Raw genomic sequence first — 19,328 nt, 5'->3', positions numbered from 1 at the left:
CGGTCACTCCCCGCCGCGCAGGATGGAGTTGCCCTCGTGCGTGGGGTCGGGGGAGGTCACGTCCAGGGTGAGGCGACCGCTGAGGCCGTAGAAGGCGACGGGGTTGCGCCACAGGACGAGATCGACGTCGTCCTCGCCGAAGCCCTCCGCGAGCATCAGGTCGGCGACCCTGCGGGTCTTGAGGGGGTCGCTCCTGCCCCAGTCCGCTGCGGAGTTGACGAGAACCTTCTCCGGGCCGTACACGCGGAGGATCTCGATCATGCGGGTCTCGTCCATCTTGGTGTCGGGATAGACGGAGAAGCCGAGCCAGCAGCCGGCGTCCTTCGCCTCCTGCACGGTGGTCTCGTTGAGGTGGTCGAGCAGGACCCGGTCCAGGGGCAGGGCGGATTCCCGGACGACGTCGAGGGTGCGGCGCAGGCCGGCGAGCTTGTCGCGGTGCGGGGTGTGCACGAGGGCGGGCAGGGCGTGATCGGCGGCCAGTTGGAGCTGAGCGGCGAGGGCGGTGTCCTCGGCGGGGGTCATCGAGTCGTAGCCGATCTCGCCGACGGCCACCACGTGGTCCTTGAGGAGATAGCGCGGCAGCTCGTCCAGGACGGCGGCGCAGCGCGGGTCGTTGGCCTCCTTGGGGTTGAGGGCGAGCGCGCAGTGGTGGGCGATGCCGTGCTGCGCGGCCCGGAAGGGCTCCCAGCCGAGGAGGGAGTCGAAGTAGTCGAGGAAGGAGGCGGGCGAGGTGCGGGGCTGCCCCAGCCAGAAGGCCGGCTCGACCACGGCGCGGACGCCGGCCGCGTGCATGGCCTCGTAGTCGTCGGTGGTGCGCGAGGTCATGTGGATGTGGGGGTCGAAGATGCGCATCAGGACTCCTTGCCGTGGGGGTCGGTGCGGAGGACGGCTGAGCTGTGCGGGCCGGGGGAGTTCGGGTTCGGCCGGGGTGGAGCCGTGGGCGGTGACGGCGGTCTGGTCTGTGTGGTCTGTGGTGCGGGTTCGGGGCGGCTGGGCGCGGTGGGTGTGGTCGGGTCGGTCAGGGTCAGGACTCGGTGCAGGTCCGGGGGTACGGGACGGCCTGCCGCGGTGCGTTCGGCGGCGTGGTCGGTGAGCATGCGGGCGAGTTCGGCGTCGGCGCGGGCGCGGTGTTCGAGACCCGCCACCTCGTCGACGGGCACTCCGGCGGACAGGCACTTCAGGACGGCGTGGCGCCACGCGTGGGCGGCGAGGTGACGGGCCGCGTAGGGGCCGACGGCGGCGGCCAGGAGCCGGGTGTCGTGGGTGCGCAGAGCGTCCTCGACGAGCGGGACGGCGTCGGGGCCGGGCACGAGGTGGGGCAGGGCGTGCAGGACGGCGCGACGCTCGTCGGCGGTGCCCTGGAAATAGACGCGGGTCAGGGCGTCCGGGTCGGCGCGGGCCGCGTGGAGGATGAGCACCCGGGCGGCGTCGGCGTACCGGCTGCCGCAGCGACGCCCGGCCTCGGCGAGGCGCAACTCCCAGACGGAAATGGGCCCGTGGATCCCGGGATGGGCGGCGGCCTCGTCGAGAGCCTGGTGGAACCAGGTGCGGGCGGAATCGTGGAGGTGGGTGTCGAGATGGCTGTGCAGGACGTCGAGAGGGGTGGGAGTGACAGTGGGGCCCGTGTGTCCCGCTTCCGGGGTGGCCGGGCCGGCCGGGGGCGGGGTCATGGGGCGCTTCCTTCTGGGGTGGCGGAGGGCTCGCCGGGTCGTGCGACGGGCGGGTTCACGGCCGGGGACGGTCGGCTGGGGAGTGCGGCGCGGAAGGGGGGCCGTTGGCGGGCTGCGGGTTGGGCGGTCGGGGCGAGGGAGGAGGGCGGCCTCGGGGCGGCGCGGTGGGTGCCTCGGGCGGTTGTCTCGGCGCGGCGCAGGAACGGGAGGGAGAGTTCGGCGTAGTGGGGGCCGGCGTGGGAGTGCCGGGGCAGTTCGACCACCATCAGCCCGCGGTAGCCGGTCGCGGCCAGAGCGGCAAGGACGGGCGGGAAGTCGATCTCGCCGGCTCCGAAAGGGAGGTGTTCGTGGACAGCGCGACGCATGTCCTCGATCTGGACGTGCCGCAGCCAGGGAGCGGCGGCGCGTACGCAGTCGGCGGGAGGGAGTGGTTCGAGGCACTGGCAGTGGCCTATGTCGAGGGTGAGGCCGAGGGACGCCGGGTCGCCGAGGGTGCGGCGCAGCCGGTGGAAGTCGGCGAGGGTCGCGAGGAGGTGACCGGGTTCGGGTTCGATCGCGAGAGGGATGCCTGCGGTCGCGGCGGTGTCCAGGACGGGGGTGAGGGAGTCGGCGAGGCGCTGCCATGCCGTGTCCGTGTCGGTGCCCGGCGGGACGGTCCCGCTGAAGCAGTGCACGGCGTGCGCACCGAGGTCACCGGCGATCTGGACGGCACGCAGGAGCAGACCGACGCGGCGGGCACGGTCGTCCGGATCCGGGTCCAGGAGCGAGGGACCGTGCTTGCGGCGCGGGTCGAGGACATAGCGGGCGCCGGTCTCCACGGTGACGTCGAGCCCCAGGGTGTCCAGTCGGTGCGCGACGCGTCGGGTGCGGGTGGCGAGGTCCGGGGCGAACGGGTCGAGGTGCATGTGGTCGAGCGTCAGTCCGAGGCCGTCGTAGCCGAGATCGGCGAGGAGGGAGAGGGCGTCGTCGAGGCGGAGATCGGCGAGGCCGTTGGTGCCGTAGCCGAAACGGAGTGGGGGTGAGGGCGGCAGCGGGGATGAGGACGAGGGCGGGGGCGCGGTGACGCCTGGATCGGGAGACAGGGGGTTCGTGTGGCGGGCGGTCTGGTGCGGGGCGTCTTCGTGCGGGGCGTCTTCGTGCGGGGCGTTGTCGTGCGGAGCTCGCTCTTGCGGGACGCGGTCCTGCGGAGCGCGGTCCTGCGGAGCGCGGTCCTGCGGAGCGCGGTCCTGCGGAGCGCGGTCCTGCGGAGCGTTCCCGCAGATCACGTGCCCGAGGCTCGGGTGTCCGAGGTCGGCGTGCCCGGGGTTCATGTGATGCTCACCCGCCTCGCGAGTTTCCGGGCGACCGGGGCCAAGGCTGCCGTGAGCAGAGCGGTGGTGGTGGCCCCGGATCGGGCAGTGAGGGCGGCCTGGAGGGGGATGGTGGCGCGGATGCCGGCGCCGACGGCACGTTGCGTGAGGGGAGGTGACGGGTTGAGGGAGGCGTGCAGATAGGGCCGGGCCGTGGTCGTGGCGTAGGCGGCGGCGAGGGCCACGGTCAACGGCGTGGGTCGGCGGCGTGCCGGACGGCCGTGTGCCAGAAGGGTGCGCACCAGCGGGTTGTGTGGCGAAGGGGCGTGTGGCGAAGGGGCGTGTGCCGGTCGGTCGTGCGGTGGCCGTCCTTGGTGGCTGCGTGGCTCCTCGTCGGGTGACTGTCCGCGTTGCAGGAGCCAGGTCAGCGCGCCTGTCGTGGCCAGGGCTGCCAGGGCGGCGGTCGGTGTGCCGGCGCGGGTCTCCTGGCGGGACAGGGTCGTCAGCGCGAGGGTGTGCGTGGTCAGGAGCGCCGCGGAGGGGAGCGCCGGGCGGGTGCGGCCTGCTGTGGCGGCGGCACCCAGGAGGAGGTCCAGACCTCGGGCGGCGGCCATGGCGAACGGGCCCGCGGTCGTGTGTTTCAGGGCGAGGTCGTAGGACCAGACGGTGACGGCGAGGGGAGCCGCGACCGTCAGGGCGGGGCGCCCGGCCCGGGCGGCCAGGGCGAGACCGGCGGCGGTGAAGGCACAGGCCGCCGTGAACGCGGCGGTGGGACTCACCCGGCCGGAGGGGAGTGGGCGGTGGGGGCGTTCCACCGCGTCCTCCGCGCGGTCCGCCCAGTCGTTGAGGGCCATGCCGGCTTCGTACAGACAGAGGGAGGAACCGATGGCGAGCAGGGTCCGGTGGTCGGGGCGGGCGGCGACTGCGGCCGCGCCTGCCAGTGCGTCGCCGGGGACGGTGAACAGTGCGGGCAGACGGAGCAGTTCGGCCCAGGCACCCATGCGGGCACGCATGCGGACACGCCTCGTCTCCGCCGTAACGGGCTCCGTCGTAACGGGCTCCGCCCTACCAGTTCCCGTCCCACGGGTTCCCGTCGTATCAGTGCTCGCTCTCGCCAATCCTCTCCCGCTCACTTCGCCTCCTCGCCGGACCCTGTCGTGGATGTGCGCCGTGTGTCGGGCGGGTTCCCTTCGGCGTGGGCGTTCCGCTTGCCGCGCGCGCCCGGTCCGCCGACCTCCAAGCGCCGGGCGAGCCGTCGCAGCTCCGTGTGCTGGTCCGCCAGGGCCGACGGCGCTTCGCCCACGGGGTCCTTGAAGAAGAAGGCGAGTTCGGTGAGTGGGCCGGAGAGGGCGGCTTCGTGGGCTCGGGCGGTGAGGCGGGCCAGGTCGAGGACGAGGGGTGCGGCGAGCGCGGAGTCGCAGCCCTGCCAGATGGTCTGGAGGATCATGCGGGTGCCGAGGAAACCGTCGAAGGCGACGTGGTCCCAGGCGGTCTTCCAGTCCCCAAGGACAGGGACGTCGTCGATGTGCACCTGGCCCTCGGGAGTCGCGCCGAGGGTGTCGGCGAGGACGCGCTCCTTGCCCGCGTTCTTCGCCTCGGCGGCGGCCGGGTCGGCCAGGGCGGCTCCGTCACCGCCGCCCAGGAGGTTGGTGCCGGACCAGGCCCGGACCGTGAGCGCCCGCTGCGCGAACATCGGCCCCAGGGCGGAACGCAGCAGCGTCTGGCCGGTCTTGCCGTCGCGTCCGGCGTACGGCAGTCCGCTCGACTCGACCAACGGTGCCAGCGCCGGGTGGTGCAGCCCCGTGGACGGCGTGAAGTTGACGTACGGGCAGCCCGCGCGCAGGGCGGCCGCCGCGTACAGCGAACTCGGGGGCAGCGCGGGCCCGTTGGCGGCGGGTTCGGTGGAGGCCACGTTCACCACGACCGCGCGCGCCAGACCGCACCGGCGTACGAAGTCCCGTAGGTCGGCGGTGAACGCGGCGATCAGTTGCTCCTCGTTCCGGGGGTCGCCCGGGAGGGGGCCTCCGGGTCTGATCTCCCGGTCGGCGGCGGTGAGTTCGGCGTCGACCCCTGCGGGCAGGCCGGCCGGGAGGACTCCTCCGGCGGCGAGTTGTTCGGCGCGTTTGGGCAGCGGGCAGTCGGTGGTGTCGTGGCCGCCGAAGACGAGGGAGGACAGGGCCGGCAGGCCGCTGTCGGCGAAGGCGGGCGATTCGGTGACCAGGCCCGTCGGCGGGTGCAGACCGGCCGCGACGGCGGCGCACCCCGCGACCACGGTGGTGGCCACGGAACCGCGCGCCCCGATCAGCCAGACGCCGACGCGCGGGGAACGGGAGGGGGAGAAGGGAAGGGGAAGGGGGAGTGACGCGGGCATGGGCAGCCTCCTTGTCGTGCGCGAGGGCAGTTACGCGAGGGCATGTGCGCGGGGTCATTGCGCGGGGTGGGGTGGCGGCGGGCGGGGGTCCGGCGTGCCCCGCCCGCCGCCGTTCAGTCGCCCTTGACGGGCAGTTCCCTGATCCGGACGTCGCGGAAGGACACCTGGTCGTCGGCCCCGTGGTTTTGCAGTCCGATGTGTCCGTCGCGCAGGCTTCGGGCCGGATCGGTGTTGGTGAAGTCGTTGATCTGCACGCCGTTGAGCCAGACGCGCAGGCGTTCGCCGACCACGCGGATCTCGTACGTGTTCCACTCCCCCGGCGGGTTCAGCGCGCGGTCCCGCTTCTTCAGGTCGGCGGACCGGAAGCCGTAGACGGACCCCGTGGTCTTCTCGGGGACGTCGGTGGCGTCGATCTGGATCTCGTAGCCGTTGTCGACGGCGGACCAGGGGTCGTCGGACGGCGGGAAGCCCACGAACACACCGGAGTTGTCGTCACCGGAGTTGTCGTCACCGGAGTTGTGATCACCGGAGTCGTCGTCATCGGTGCCGCTCGGGGCGCCGGTCGTGGTCTTCCAGTCGAGCTTCAGGGAGTACGCCCCGAAGCTCCGGTCGGCGTACCAGAGGAGGCCCATACCGCCCGTCGACGTCAGCGTGCCGTCGTCGGAGAGGGTGAAGGAGCCGGGTCCGGCCTGCCGCCAGCCGTCCAGGGACGTGCCGTCGAAGAGTGGACGGTATCCGTTCTCCGGTCGACAGTCCGCACGCACGGCGTCGACCGCATACAGCATTCCGCCCAGCAGGTGTCTGCGGAATACGGGATCCTCGTAGGACTCCCTCGTGTGGCCGCCCCCGGTGTAGAAGGCGCGGCCGCCCTGGTAGTTCTGGCACCAGGCGATCGGATGGTCGCCGTTCATGGTGCCGCCGGTGTACGAGGACTCGTCGAGCGAGGCCAGGACGTGGACCCGCTCGCGTGGGTTGGAGCGGTAGTCGTACCACTCGTCGGTGCGGTTCCAGGTGCGGTCGAGTCCCGAGGTCGCCGGGTGGGCGCGGTCCTCGACGCGGACCGTTGCGGGCTGGATCGCCGGGTGCGACTCGAACCGTGCGCCGACGAGACCGCCGTAGAACGCCCAGTCGTACTCGGTGTCGGCCGCCGCGTGGATCCCGACATAGCCGCCGCCGTGCCGGATGTAGCCCTCGAAGGCGGCCTGTTGGACGGCGTCCAGGACGTCCCCGGTGGTCGACAGGAAGACCACGGCGTCGTATCGCCGCAGGTTCGCAGTCGTGAACGCGCCCGCGTCCTCGGTCGCGTCGACCCTGAAGCCACCCGCCACGCCGAGCTGCCGCACCGCCGTGACGCCGTCCGGAATCGAGTCATGCCGGAAACCGGCCGTCTTGGAGAAGACCAGCACTCGCGCCCGCGAACTACCGTCCGCAGACGTCGAGTTGGACGCGGAAGCGGCCGGTTGGGCTAGGCAGCCGAGGAGCAGTACGGACCCGGCGGCAGCGCTCATCGCTGTGCGCATACAGGCCGCCCCTCAGCCCGTTGCCGTCGTGAAGGTGAAGTCGTCCACCTCGTACAGGGGTCCGCTCTCGTACCGGGATCCGCTCTCGTACGGGGATCCGCTCTCGTACCGGGATCCGCTCTCGTACGGGGATCCGCTGCCGCCCTTGACGACCAGGTAGAGCGTGGTCGCGCCCCTCGGGGCACGGGACAGTCGAGCGCTGACGTCCTGATAGGTGTCCCATCCGCCCGTGGCCGGCACGGTCGCCTTCCCGAGCAGGGTGCCCTTCGGCGAGCCCGCGCGGACCTCGAGGGTGCCGCCGGTACCGGCGGAGGACACCCTGACGGTGATCTTCCGGGCGTTGCCGAGCGCGTACGGCGTGAAGGAGATCCAGTCGCCACGGGTGAGGTCACCCACCGTGCGGCCACCGTGGGCGGACGCGCGGGCGGTCACCGTGACGCCGGAGGAGGAGGCACCGAAGTGCTCGGCCTGACGGTGCCGGGGCTGGAGGACGTTCTGGTCGTGCGAGGTGAGTGCGGCCTGCCCGCCGCCTCCGCCGTCGGTGTACTCGGCGTCGAGCACCCCGAAGATGTTGGCGTCCTCGTCGTGGCCGCCGTCGGCGCTGGTCTGGAGGGTGCCGGTGCAGCCGTTGGCCGAGGTGACCGGGTGGCCGTGGCTGTCGTGGCCGAGGACGAAGGTGACCTCGACCTTGGCGCAGTCGATCGCCGTGCCGTCCTCGGGGTCGGTGACCTTCACCTTGAACGGGATCGCGTCGCCGAAGCTGAACAACTGCCCGTCCTTCGGCGTCTCCAGGACCACCTTGGGGGCCGTGTTCCCCACGACGACCTGCACACTCGCGCTGCCGGTGCGGCCCGTGCCGTCCTCGGCGGTGAGGGTCGCGGTGTACGTGCCGTTCTCCCTGTACCGGTGCGTGGGGTCGGTCGCCGTCGAGGTGCCGCCGTCGCCGAAGTCCCAGCGGTAGGTGAGCGTGTCGCCGTCCTGGTCGGTGCTGCCGGCGGAGGAGAAACGTACCTTCAGGGGGGCCTGTCCCGAGGTGCGGTCGGCTGCGGCCTGGGCGACCGGGGAGTGGCCGTCGGTGGCGTTCTCGATGCGGTACAGGCCCGAGTGCTCGTCTCCGCCGAACCAGGCGGTGCCGTAGTCGAGGACGTACAGCGCCCCGTCGGGCCCGAACGCCATGTCCATGATCTGGGTGCCGGTCCACGGAACGGGCTCGATCGACTGCACCGCGCCGTTCGCGTCACTGGCGATGCGTTTGATCCAGCGGCGGCCGAACTCCCCGGCGAAGAAACTCCCGTCGTACGCCTCCGGGAACTTCACCGGTGAGTCGAGCGAGGCGTCGTAGTGGTAGACGGGGCCGCCCATCGGGGACTCCGAACCGTCGCCGAACTCCGGTACCGACGGGCCGTCGTACGGGATCCAGGCGGGCTGGGCCGGGGGCAGGCCGGTGAGTCCGGTGTTGTGCGGCGAGGTGTTCTTCGGGGCGGCGCAGTCGAAGGGCGCGCCGGATACACCGGTCGCGAAATCGTATGCGGTATACGGGTCATTGTCGCCCGTGCAGAACGGCCACCCGAAGTTGCCGGGACCGGTGACGCGCGCGAACTCGACCTGGCCGGCCGGTCCACGGGCCGGGTCGGCGGTGCCGGCGTCGGGACCGTAGTCGCCGACGTAGAGGATGCCGGTGGTCTGGTCGACGCTGAAGCGGAACGGGTTGCGGAAACCCATCGCGTAGATCTCGGGCCGCGTCCGGTCCGTGCCGGGCGCGAAGAGGTTGCCGTCGGGGACGGCGTACGAGCCGTCGGCGTTCACCTTGATGCGCAGGATCTTGCCGCGCAGGTCGTTGGTGTTGCCTGCGGAACGGCGGGCGTCGAAGGCGGGGTTGCGGTCGGCGCGCTCGTCGATGGGGGTGAAGCCGTCCGACTGGAACGGGTTGGTGTCGTCGCCGGTGGACAGGTAGAGGTTGCCCGCCGCGTCGAAGTCGATGTCGCCGCCGACATGGCAGCACAGGCCGCGCGAGGCGGGCACGTCGAGGATCTTCGTCTCGCTCGCGGTGTCGAGCGTCCCGTCCGTCTTCAGTACGAAGCGGGAGAGTCGGTTGACTCCGTCGAAGGGGGCGAAGTCGGCGGCGGTTCCGGTCTCGGGGGCGTCGCCTGCCGGGGTGTCCAACGGCGGTGCGTAGTAGAGGTAGATGAAGCGGTTGGCGGTGAACTCCGGGTCCACGCCGATGCCTTGGAGGCCCTCCTCGTCGTGGGAGTAGACGTCGAGCTTGCCTGCGAGTCGGGTGTTGCCGGCGGCGTCGGTGAGCCGGAGTTCGCCGTCGCGCGAGGTGTGCAGGACCGAGCGGTCGGGCAGGACGGCGAGCGACATGGGCTCGCCGACCTCGGCCTCCCCCTTGGCGAGGGTGACTTGTTGGAAGTCCTCGGCGGCCGTGACGGCCGAGTCTGCAACGGCCGCGTCGGCTGCGTCGGCCCGGGGCGTGGTGAGGGTGAGGGACGCGCCGGCCAGCAGGGCACCGCCGAGGAGGGCGATCGCTCTGCGCAGCGAAGGACGGCGTCGCCTGCGGGCCTCGGCTCTGCCTGTCTCGGCTCTGCCTGTCTCGATTCTGTCGGTCCTGGTTCTGCCGGTCCCGGGTCTGCGGGTGCCGGTGGTGGGGTCGTTCCCGTGCACGGGTGCCTCCAGGATGGGGCTGGTTGTACGGGCGGGTGCGGGTGGGTGCGGGGATGCGCCGTCATCCCGGACCGAACTGATGAATGGTCAGAAGCGGTTGGCTCGGTCTCAGTTGCCGAATGCCGCGTCGAAGGAGGCCGACGGCGGCTCGAAGTCGTAGGCCTTGAGGCGGGTCAGCGCCTCGGGGGCGCCCTGGAGGCGGTCCATGCCGGCGTCCTCCCACTCCACGGAGATCGGGCCCTGATAGTCGATGGAGCGCAGCATGCGGAAGACGTCCTCCCAGGGGACGTCGCCGTGGCCGGCCGAGACGAAGTCCCAGCCGCGGCGCGGGTCGCCCCAGGGCAGGTGGGAGCCGAGGCGGCCGTTGCGACCGTCGAGGCGCTTGCGGGCCTCTTTGCAGTCCACGTGGTAGATCCGGTCGCGGAAGTCCCACAGGAAGCCGACCGGGTCGAGGTCCTGCCACACGAAGTGACTGGGATCGAAGTTGAGGCCGAAGGCCCGTCGGCGGTCGACCGCGTCCAGTGTGCGTACGGTCGTCCAGTAGTCGTATGCGATCTCGCTGGGGTGGACCTCGTGCGCGAACCGCACGCCCTGCGCGTCGAAGACGTCGAGGATCGGGTTCCAGCGCTCGGCGAAGTCCTCGTACCCTCGCGCGATCATCGACTCGGGTACGGGCGGGAACATGGCGACCAGGTGCCAGATGGCGGATCCGGTGAAGCCGATCACCGTGTCGACGCCGAAAGCCGCCGCGGCCCGCGCGGTGTCGGCGATCTCGGCGGCGGCGCGCCGCCGGACGCCTTCCGGTTCGCCGTCGCCCCAGATGCGGGCGGGCAGGATGGCCTGATGGCGCTCGTCGATGATGGCGTCGCAAACCGCCTGTCCCACCAGGTGGTTGGAGATGGCCCAGCACTTCAGGCCGTACTTGTCGAGGAGTTGGTGGCGGTCCTTCACATACCCGGGGTCCGCGAGTGCCTTGTCGACCTCGAAGTGGTCGCCCCAACAGGCGAGTTCGAGGCCGTCGTAGCCAAAGTCGCGGGCGAGGCGGCAGACCTCTTCCAGGGGCAGGTCGGCCCACTGGCCGGTGAAGAGTGTGAACGTGCGCGGCATGCTTCAGGCCCTCCTCGGTCCTCTGTCGTCAGTTTTCGGTTCACGGTCCTTGGTCCTTTGTCCTCAGTCCGCGATGGGGGTGTAGACGGAGTTCTTCTCGGCGCTCTCCTCGACCGCCGCCAGGACGCGCTGCACCTGTAGTCCGTCGGCGAAGGAGGGCTCGGGGCTGCGGTTCTCGGCGACGGCGTGGACCAGGTCGCGGGCCTGGTGGACGAAGGTGTGCTCGTAGCCGAGGCCGTGTCCCGGCGGCCACCAGGCGTCCAGGTAGGGGTGGTCGGGTTCGGTGACGAGGATGCGGCGGAAGCCGGCGTGCGTACCGGGCTCGGTGGCGTCGTGGAACCACAGTTCGTTCAGGCGCTCCAGGTCGAAGGCCAACGAGCCGCGCTCACCGTTGAGTTCGAGCCGCAGGGCGTTCTTGCGTCCGGTGGCGAACCGGGTCGCCTCGAACGAGGCGAGCGCCCCGGAGGCGAAACGGCCGGTGAACAGGGCGGCGTCGTCCACCGTGACCGTGCCGGTGTCGGTGCGGGTGCGGGAGTTGGTGTCGTCGGCGGACGTGGCGCTCAAGCCGCTCGCCGGGCCGCCGGGCAGCGGACGCTGCCGTACGAAGGTCTCGGTGATCGCGGAGACTCCTGCGAGCCGCTCCCCCGCCAGGTGTTGTGCGAGGTCGACGATGTGCGCGCCCAGGTCGCCGAGCGAGCCGGAGCCTGCCAGTTCCCTGCGCAGTCGCCAGGTCAGCGGGAACTCCCGGTCCACCAGCCAGTCCTGAAGGTACGTCACCCGCACGTGCCGCAAGGTGCCGAGCCTGCCCTCGGCGACCATCCGCCGGGCCAGGGCGGTGGCCGGGACCCGGCGGTAGTTGAAACCGACCATCGCCAACTTGCCCTGGCCGTAGGCCGTTTCGGCGGCGCGGGCCATGACCTCGGCTTCCTCGACAGTGTTCGCGAGGGGCTTTTCGCACAGCACATGCTTGCCGGCGGCCAGCGCCGCGACGGCGATCTCGGCGTGCGAGTCGCCGGGGGTGCAGATGTCGACGAGGTCGACGTCGTCCCGGGCGATCAGGGCACGCCAGTCGGTCTCGGTCTCCGCCCAGCCGTGCCGGTCGGCCGCCGCGCGCACGGCGGAGGCGTCGCGGCCGCAGATCACGGCGAGGACCGGGCGGCGGGGCAGGTCGAAGACGCGGCCCACGGTGCGCCAGCCCTGGGAGTGGGCGGCGCCCATGAACGCGTAACCGACCATCCCCACACGGAGCGGCGGCTTGCCGGCCTCCGGACCTGCTGGCTGCTGCGGCTGTTCCATACGGTTGTCCTCCTTGTCGTCGTGGCACGGTGGGGGGTGGGAGCAGGGGGTGGGCGGTGGACGTCGAACTGGCCGCCTTGCGCGGCCTACTTGAAGCCGGTGGACATGTACTGGTCGACGTTGGTCTTGTCGACGACCGCCGAGTAGAGGGTGATCGAGGCCGGGATCTCGTACTCGGCGAGGCCGCCGACGCCCTTGCCCTGGCCGAGGGCGCGGGCGAGGTCGATCGCGGAGGCGGCCATGGTCGGCGGGTAGAGGACGGTCGCCTTCAGGACGCCGTTGCCCTGCTTGATCGCCTGGAAGGCGGCGAGCGCGCCGGCGCCGCCGACCATCAGGAAGTCGTCGCGTCCGGCCTGCTCGATGGCGCGCAGCGCGCCCACGCCCTGGTCGTCGTCGTGGTTCCACAGCGCGTCGAACTTGGGTTGTGCCTGAAGGAGTTGGGCCATCTTGGCCTGCCCCGACTCGACCGTGAACTCGGCGGCCTGGCGGGCCACCTTCTTGATGTTCGGGTAGTTCTTGAGGGCGTCGTCGAAGCCCTGGCTGCGCTGCTTGGTGAGCTCCAGGTTGTCCAGACCGGCCAGCTCGATGACGCGGGCGTCGGACTTCCCCTTGAGTTTCTCCCCGATGTAGTGCCCGGCGTTGAGGCCCATGCCGTAGTTGTCGCCGCCGACCCAACACCGGTACGCCTGAGGGGTGTTGAAGATCCGGTCGAGGTTGACGACCGGAATGCCCGCGCGCATCGCCTTCAGCCCGACCTGGGTGAGGGCCTTGCCGTCGGCGGGCAGCACGACCAGTACGTCGACCTTCTTGTTGATGAGGGTCTCGATCTGGCCGATCTGCTGGGCGGTGTCGTTGGAGCCCTCGGTGATCTCCAGGGTCACGTCGGAGTACTTCTTCGCGCGGCTCTCGGCGTTGTCGTTGATGGCGTTGAGCCAGCCGTGGTCGGCCTGCGGTCCGGCGAAGCCGATGGTCACCTGCTTGCCGGGCTTGTCGTCGGCGGCCGACTGGTCGCTGCCCGCCGGCGCTTCGTCCCCGGCGCTGGAATCGTTGCTGGTGCAACCTGCAAGGAAGGTGCCGGCGGAGACCGCGGCGGCCCCGAAGAGCATTCCTCTGCGACTGGTGAAGCGGTTCGTGAAAGGTGTCGGCTCTGGCATGGCGGTGAACCCTCTCCTCAGGACGTGCTCGCGGTACGGCGCTGGACCAGCACGGCGGCGACGATGATCGCGCCCTTGGCGATCTGCTGGACGTCGCTCTGCAGGTTGTTCAGGGCGAAGATGTTGGTGATCGTGGTGAAGATCAGTACGCCGAGCACGGAGCCGGTGATGGTGCCGCGCCCCCCGGTGAGCAGCGTGCCGCCGATGATCGCGGCCGCGATGGCGTCGAGTTCGTAGAGGTTGCCGTTGGTGTTCTGGCCCGACCCGGACAGGATGATCAGCAGGAAGGCGGCGATGCCGCAGCACAGTCCGGACAGCAGATAGAGGTAGAGCCGCTGGCGGCGCACGTCGATGCCGGCGAGCCGGGCGGCCTCCGCGTTGCCGCCGACCGCGACCGTGCGGCGGCCGAAGGTCGTGCGGTTCAGCACCAGCCAGCCGATGACCGTCACGATCGCGAAGACGATCACGAGTGGCGGGACGCCGAGCAGGTAGGCGTCGCGCTCGCCGAGGTCGAGGAGGCCGTCGACCGTCACGATCTGCGTCCGGCCGTCCGTGATCTGCAGCGCCAGCCCGCGGGCGGAGGCCAGCATGGCGAGCGTGGCGATGAACGGCACCATCCCGCCGTAGGCGATGAGCAGGCCGTTGACCAGGCCGCAGCCCACGCCGACGAGCACCGCGGTGAAGAGGATGCCCGCGAAGCCGTATTCCTGGGTGGCGACCGTGGTGGCCCACACCGAGGCGAGGGCGACGATCGCGCCGACCGAGAGGTCGATGCCGCCGGAGGTGATGACGAACGTCATGCCCACGGTGACCACGCCGATCACCGAGCCCTGGGTGAGGACGAGTTGGAGGTTGCGGGTGTCGAGGAACTCCTCCGGCTTGGTGATCCCGCCGATCACGACGAGCGCGGCGAGCACCCCGAGGAGGGAGAGCGTGCGGAGGTCGGTGCGGGCCGCCAGGGTGCGCCAGGCGGCGGGGGGGCGGGAGCTGCGGCACCTTGTCGGTGCTGCCGCGCGGTGGGGAGACGGGCTGCGTCATGACGCCGGGCTTCCTTCCATGACGAGGTCGAGTACGCGGTGTTCGTCCAGTTCACGGGCGGGCGCCGTGTGGACGACGCGGCCCTCGCGGAGCACCAGCACGCGGTCGGCGAGGCCGAGCACCTCGGGGACCTCGCTGGAGACCAGCAGTACGGCGAGGCCTTCGTCAGCCAGTCGACGGACGACTGCGTACAGTTCGGCGCGGGCTCCGACGTCGACGCCCCGGGTCGGCTCGTCGAGCAGCAGGACCCGGCAGCCGCGCAGCAGCCAGCGGGCCAGGACGGCCTTCTGCTGGTTGCCGCCGGACAGGGTGCGCACCGGGGCGGACGGGTTGTCGGGGCGCAGGGACAGCTCACGTGTCGCGGCCTGCGCCGCCCCCCGCTCGGCGCGCTGGTCGATCCAACCCCCGCGTGCGAAACGGGACATGGAGGAGACGGAGACGTTGCGGGTGACGGACTCCAGCATCAGCAGGGCCTGCGCCTTGCGTTCCTCGGGAGCGAGCCCGAGCCCGGCGCGTACGGCGGCCCGCACGCTGCCGGGGCGCAACGGCCGTCCGTCGACCAGGACTTGACCCGCGCCGGGCTTTCGCGCTCCGTAGATCGTCTCCAGGATCTCCGAACGTCCCGAGCCGACCAGTCCGGCGAGCCCGACGATCTCTCCGGGCCGTAAGGTCAGGTCGAGGGCCGCGAACTCACCGTCCCGGGCGAGCCCTCGCACCTCCAGTAGGGGCTTGCGACCCCCGGTCACGGCAGCAGCGGCCACCTCATCCGACGGCCGCTCGGGGAAGACGTACTCGACGTTGCGTCCCGTCATCAACGCCACGACCTCGCGCGTCGGCGTCGCCTTCGCGGGCAGTCCGCCAGCCACCGCCCGTCCGTCCTTCAGTACGGTCACGCGGTCGCCGATCCGCCGGATCTCCTCCAGCCGGTGCGAGATGTAGACGACGGCCACTCCGGCGGCGGTCAGATCGCCGACGATGCGGAACAGGTTGTCGACCTCGTCGGGGTCGAGGGCGGCGGACGGTTCGTCCATCACGATGAGCCGTACGTCGTGCGAGAGCGCCCGCGCCATGGAGACGATCTGCTGCTGCGCCGCCGACAACTCGCCCACGAGCTTGGCGGGTTCAATCTCCGGGTGCCCAAGTCGCTTCAGCAGGGCAGTCGTTGAAGCGCGGGCCGCCTTGGCCCGTACGACGAAGCCGGCGGCCGTGGGTTCATGGCCCAGGTGGACGTTCTCGGCGACCGACAGGTGCTCCACCAGGTCGAGTTCCTGGTAGATGGTGGCGATGCCGAGGCGCATGGCCGCGATCGGGGAGCGCAGGGTGACGGGGTCGCCCTGCCAGCGGATGACGCCGCCGTCGGGCTGGTGGGCGCCGGCCAGGACCTTGATGAGGGTGGACTTCCCGGCACCGTTCTGGCCGAGCAGGCAGTGCACTTCGCCGGCCTGGACGTCGAGGTCGACACCGTCCAACGCCCGTACCCCGGGAAAGGACTTGGTGATGCCGGACATGCTGAGGAGCGGTGGTTCTGATGCCATGTGGGTTCCCCTCGGCGGGCGTGCGGGCCGGAGTCAGGGCAGAACGAAGTCGTTGTTCTCAGGCAGCGCAGGGCAGGGCAAATCGAGGCAAGGCGGGGCGAGTTATCGGGTTTCGCATAGCCAGGCAGGGCGGCGCGCTGTGCTGGTGGGCCGTGTCGATGGCGGGCGTGCCGGGATCGGATCAGGTGGGGCTGGATCGGATCGGGTCGGGTGGGGCCGGATCGGGTCAGGTCGGGTGGCGAGCTTACGCGGGGGAGAACAGGTGGTCGCTGATCAGTCGGGCCGCGCCGATCACACCGGCGGTGGGTCCCAACTCCCCCAGGACGATGGGGAGGTTGCCGGTCGCGAGGGGCAGCGACTGGCGGTACACCTGGGTGCGGATCGCGGCGAGCAGGGTGTGACCGAGGCCGGTGACCCCGCCGCCGATCACGACCAGGCCGGGATTGAAGAACGAGACGAGTCCGGCGATGACCTGGCCGACGCGGTTGCCGCCCTCGCGGATCATCTCGATGCAGGTGGCGTCGCCCGCGGCGGCCGCGGCTGCGACATCGACGGCGGTGAGGCGGCCGTTCGTCTCCAGCCGTGCCGCGAGTTCCGCCGAAAGGCCCTGCTGGGCCGCCTCCGTCGCGTCACGGGCCAGGGCCGCGCCGCTGAAGTAGGCCTCCAGGCAACCCCTGTTGCCACAGGCGCACGGGCGGCCGTCAGGCACGGCCTGGATGTGCCCGATGTCGCCCGCGCTGCCGGTCGTGCCACGGTAGACCTGGCCGCCGACGACGATGCCGCAGCCGATACCGGTGCCGATCTTGACACAGAGGAAGTCGGCGACGGTGCGGGCGACGCCCGCGTGCTGCTCCCCCATCGCCATGAGGTTCACGTCGTTGTCGACCATGACCGGGCAGCCGAGTTCCTGGCTGAGCGCCTCCCGCACGGGGAAGCCGTCCCAGCCCGGCATGATCGGCGGCGCGACCGGCACGCCCTCGGGAAAACGAACCGGACCGGGTACGCCTATGCCGGCGCCGTCGAAGCCCTCGGCGAGTCCCGTCGCCCTCAACTTCGCGGCCATGGACAGGACTTGCTCGAAGACCGCGACCGGTCCCTCACGTACGTCGAGGGGTTGGTTGAGGTGTCCGAGGGTCTCCAGTTCGGCGTTGGTGACGGCGACGTCGACCGAGGTCGCGCCGATGTCGACGCCGAGGAAGCGCAGCCCCGGGTTGAGCCGGACGTTGTGGGAGCGGCGGCCGCCGCGCGAGGCGGCGAGGCCGTCAGCGACGACCAGCCCCGTTTCCAGGAGCCGGTCCACCTCCACGGCCAGCTTGGACCGGGACAGGTCGACCCGATCACCCAGTTGGGCACGGGAGTTGGGGCCGCTGTCCCGCAACAGCGTGAGCAGGCGGGCCTGGTGAGCGTTCGCGGGTCGCGCCGTCATGCGTCTCACGAACCCCTCCCCGCCTCAACTCGGCCACCAGTGTCGGGCTTTCGAAGGGAACGTAGCAGCGACCGCCGCACTAGGGAAGAAGTCGTGCACGGATTGCCGTCAACTTTCTCCACTCACAGGACAAAGCCGTGCGGGCGCTCGCCACGCCCCATCAGCCCCTGAAAGTTCAGGACTTGGCGCGGGCGTGGTACGAGCGTCGGGTGTGCTCGGTGTGCTCGCGCATCAGCCGGGTGGCCGACTGCTCGTCGTGGGCGACGATCGCGGTGATCAGCTCGCGGTGCTCGGCCCAGGACTCGTGGCCGCGCTGCCGGGCGATCGGCGTGTAGTACCAGCGCACCCGGCGGTCGACCCGGGCCGCCAGCTCGGCGAGGACGGCGTTGCCCGCGATCTCCATGATCTTGGCGTGGAAGCGGGCGTTCAGGGCGACGGCGGCGTCCACGTCGTCCTCGGCGACGGCCGTCATTCCCTGGCCCTGGATCTCGTCCAGCGCATCGATGTCGGCCTGGTTCGCGTGCAGGGCGGCGAGCCGTGCGGCTTCGGCCTCCAACAGCGTGCGGACGGTGAGGAGTTGGTCGGCCTCCTCCTCGGTCGGCTCGTGCACGAACGCGCCCTGGGCCGGCCTGAGGTCGACCCACCCCTCGGTGTTCAGCCGTTGCAGCGCCTCACGCACCGGCTGCCGCGAGACACCGAGGTGTGCGGCGAGCTCGCTCTCGACGAGGTGCTGGCCGGGCTGGAGGGCGCGGGTGGTGATGAGCTCGAGCAGCGCCTCGTAGACGCGGTCGCGCAGCGGGCCGGGCCGTTCGAGCTTGGGCACCGCACCCTGCGGCAGTCCTGGCGACAACATCGGTCGGTCCCCTCCTGGGCGACACCGGGCAACCGCACCTCGAAAGCCCCGCATCGATTGACGTATCGACCGCCCGCAGCCGGGCTTCGGCAGCCGAGGCCGACCACCCGTGGCCGGTTCGACTGCGAGCGGTCGCCTGTAGTCGGTCGACTGTCTACAGCCGAGTACCGAGTATCGATTGTCTTTCGTCTACAGTCTACGGCGCACAGCAGCTCCCGGCCCGCCCGCGTGCGTCCCGCCGCCGTCCCGCCCCGTCTACGGGCAGCGCACGACCTGTCCCGCGTACGACAGGTTGCCGCCGAAGCCGAACAGCAGCACCGGGTCCCCGGTGGAGACGGCGCCCTGCTCGACGAGCTTGGAGAAGGCCAGCGGGATGCTGGCGGCGGAGGTGTTACCCGATTCGGTGACGTCGCGCGCGACGACCGCGTTGACGGCGCCGATCTTCTGCGCGAGGGGTTCGATGATGCGCAGGTTCGCCTGGTGCAGGACGACGGCGGCGAGGTCCTCGGGGGTGAGTCCGGCCCGCTCGCAGGCCTGGCGCGCCAGGGGCGGGAGCTGGGTGGTGGCCCAGCGGTAGACGCTCTGCCCCTCCTGCGCGAACCGCGCGGGCTGCCCCTCGATCCGCACCGCGTTGCCCATCTCGGGCACCGAACCCCACAGCACGGGCGCGATGCCGGGCTCGACCCCGTCCGGACAGGTCTCGACGACGGCGGCGCCGGCTCCGTCGCCGACGAGCACGCAGGTGGTGCGGTCGGTCCAGTCGGCCACCTCGGACATCTTGTCGGCGCCGATCACCAGGGCGCGGGTCGCGGCGCCCGCGCGCAGGGTGTGGTCGGCGGTGGCCAGCGCGTGGGTGAAACCGGCGCAGACGACGTTGACGTCCATCGCGGCCGGCTGCGGGATGCCGAGCCGGGCGGCGACCCGGGCGGCCATGTTGGGCGAGCGGTCGATGGCCGTGGAGGTCGCGACCAGCACCAGGTCGATGTCGCCCGGCGTGAGACCCGCCGACGCGAGCGCCTTGGCGGCGGCGTGCGCGGCCAGCTCGTCCACGGGCTCGTCGGGGCCGGCGATGTGGCGCGTGCGGATACCCACCCGGCTCCTGATCCACTCGTCACTGGTGTCGACCAGGCCCGCCAGGTCCTCGTTGGTGAGCACCTTGGCGGGCTGGTAGTGGCCGACGGCGGCGATGCGCGAGCCGTTCATTGGGGGGTCCCCCTCGTTGCCTTGGGTAGCGGGATCCTCCAGTCTGATCAGTGACTCGCGGGTACGGGGGCGCGTGAAGCGACAGGAAACCGGTTCCCGGGTTGTCGGCTTCCCCATAGCCCTCGGACGCCCGAGCAACCGTCGAACACCCACCCGGCGAACATCCGCCCCACGAACACCCGCCCCACCAGCCTCCTCATCA

Annotated in this window: 14 protein-coding genes and 1 pseudogene; all 15 read right to left on the bottom strand. The window is 71.3% G+C overall.

Annotation, left to right across the window (positions count from 1 at the left end; translation table 11 throughout):
• Positions 1-3 precede the first annotated feature (3 nt).
• Positions 4-852 carry a TatD family hydrolase gene (locus tag BMZ82_RS05285; RefSeq protein ID WP_093772182.1) on the bottom strand — a complete coding sequence of 283 codons (849 nt, stop codon included), beginning with the start codon at positions 850-852 and terminating at the stop codon, positions 4-6.
• On the bottom strand, positions 852-1,670 hold the full coding sequence (locus tag BMZ82_RS05280) for an EboA domain-containing protein (RefSeq protein WP_177244396.1): 819 nt from the start codon (positions 1,668-1,670) through the stop codon (positions 852-854). Before BMZ82_RS05280 ends, BMZ82_RS05285 begins: the two co-directional genes overlap by 1 nt.
• On the bottom strand, positions 1,667-2,752 hold the full coding sequence (locus BMZ82_RS05275; protein WP_371271155.1) for a sugar phosphate isomerase/epimerase family protein: 1,086 nt from the start codon (positions 2,750-2,752) through the stop codon (positions 1,667-1,669). The genes BMZ82_RS05280 and BMZ82_RS05275 overlap by 4 nt, the downstream gene beginning before the upstream one ends.
• A 224-nt stretch (positions 2,753-2,976) precedes the next feature.
• A complete protein-coding gene (locus tag BMZ82_RS05270; RefSeq protein WP_093772180.1) occupies positions 2,977-3,972 on the bottom strand; it encodes an SCO3242 family prenyltransferase in 996 nt (331 codons plus the stop codon).
• Positions 3,973-4,088: 116 nt separating this feature from the next.
• Positions 4,089-5,330 (bottom strand): inositol-3-phosphate synthase, encoded by a 1,242-nt coding sequence (locus BMZ82_RS05265; protein ID WP_093772178.1) that lies wholly within the window; start codon positions 5,328-5,330, stop codon positions 4,089-4,091.
• A gap of 113 nt (positions 5,331-5,443) precedes the next feature.
• Positions 5,444-6,850, bottom strand: coding sequence for a ThuA domain-containing protein (locus BMZ82_RS05260; protein ID WP_093772176.1), 1,407 nt, complete (start codon positions 6,848-6,850; stop codon positions 5,444-5,446).
• A gap of 12 nt (positions 6,851-6,862) precedes the next feature.
• Complete coding sequence (locus BMZ82_RS05255; RefSeq protein ID WP_371271148.1) at positions 6,863-9,514, bottom strand: PQQ-dependent sugar dehydrogenase; 2,652 nt, start codon at positions 9,512-9,514, stop codon at positions 6,863-6,865.
• A gap of 108 nt (positions 9,515-9,622) precedes the next feature.
• Positions 9,623-10,621, bottom strand: coding sequence for a sugar phosphate isomerase/epimerase family protein (locus BMZ82_RS05250; RefSeq protein WP_093772174.1), 999 nt, complete (start codon positions 10,619-10,621; stop codon positions 9,623-9,625).
• Between the two features lie 63 nt (positions 10,622-10,684).
• Positions 10,685-11,917, bottom strand: coding sequence for a Gfo/Idh/MocA family protein (locus tag BMZ82_RS05245; RefSeq protein WP_093772172.1), 1,233 nt, complete (start codon positions 11,915-11,917; stop codon positions 10,685-10,687).
• 86 nt (positions 11,918-12,003) lie between these two features.
• A complete protein-coding gene (locus BMZ82_RS05240) occupies positions 12,004-13,071 on the bottom strand; it encodes a substrate-binding domain-containing protein (RefSeq protein WP_093772170.1) in 1,068 nt (355 codons plus the stop codon).
• A 17-nt stretch (positions 13,072-13,088) separates the two neighbouring features.
• A pseudogene (locus tag BMZ82_RS05235) lies at positions 13,089-14,109 on the bottom strand (ABC transporter permease).
• On the bottom strand, positions 14,106-15,644 hold the full coding sequence (locus BMZ82_RS05230; RefSeq protein ID WP_093772166.1) for a sugar ABC transporter ATP-binding protein: 1,539 nt from the start codon (positions 15,642-15,644) through the stop codon (positions 14,106-14,108). The pseudogene BMZ82_RS05235 and the gene BMZ82_RS05230 overlap by 4 nt, the downstream one beginning before the upstream one ends.
• Positions 15,645-15,888: 244 nt before the next feature.
• Positions 15,889-17,070: an ROK family transcriptional regulator gene (locus tag BMZ82_RS05225; RefSeq protein WP_093772164.1), complete on the bottom strand. Its 1,182-nt coding sequence runs from the start codon at positions 17,068-17,070 to the stop codon at positions 15,889-15,891.
• Positions 17,071-17,245: 175 nt separating this feature from the next.
• A complete protein-coding gene (locus tag BMZ82_RS05220) occupies positions 17,246-17,923 on the bottom strand; it encodes a GntR family transcriptional regulator (protein ID WP_093772162.1) in 678 nt (225 codons plus the stop codon).
• 255 nt (positions 17,924-18,178) lie between these two features.
• Positions 18,179-19,126 (bottom strand): beta-ketoacyl-ACP synthase III, encoded by a 948-nt coding sequence (locus BMZ82_RS05215; RefSeq protein WP_093772160.1) that lies wholly within the window; start codon positions 19,124-19,126, stop codon positions 18,179-18,181.
• Positions 19,127-19,328: the final 202 nt, after the last annotated feature.

This window comes from Streptomyces sp. yr375 (assembly GCF_900110755.1).
Taxonomy (GTDB): Bacteria; Actinomycetota; Actinomycetes; order Streptomycetales; family Streptomycetaceae; genus Streptomyces.
This window is presented reverse-complemented; position numbering and strand designations above follow the sequence as displayed.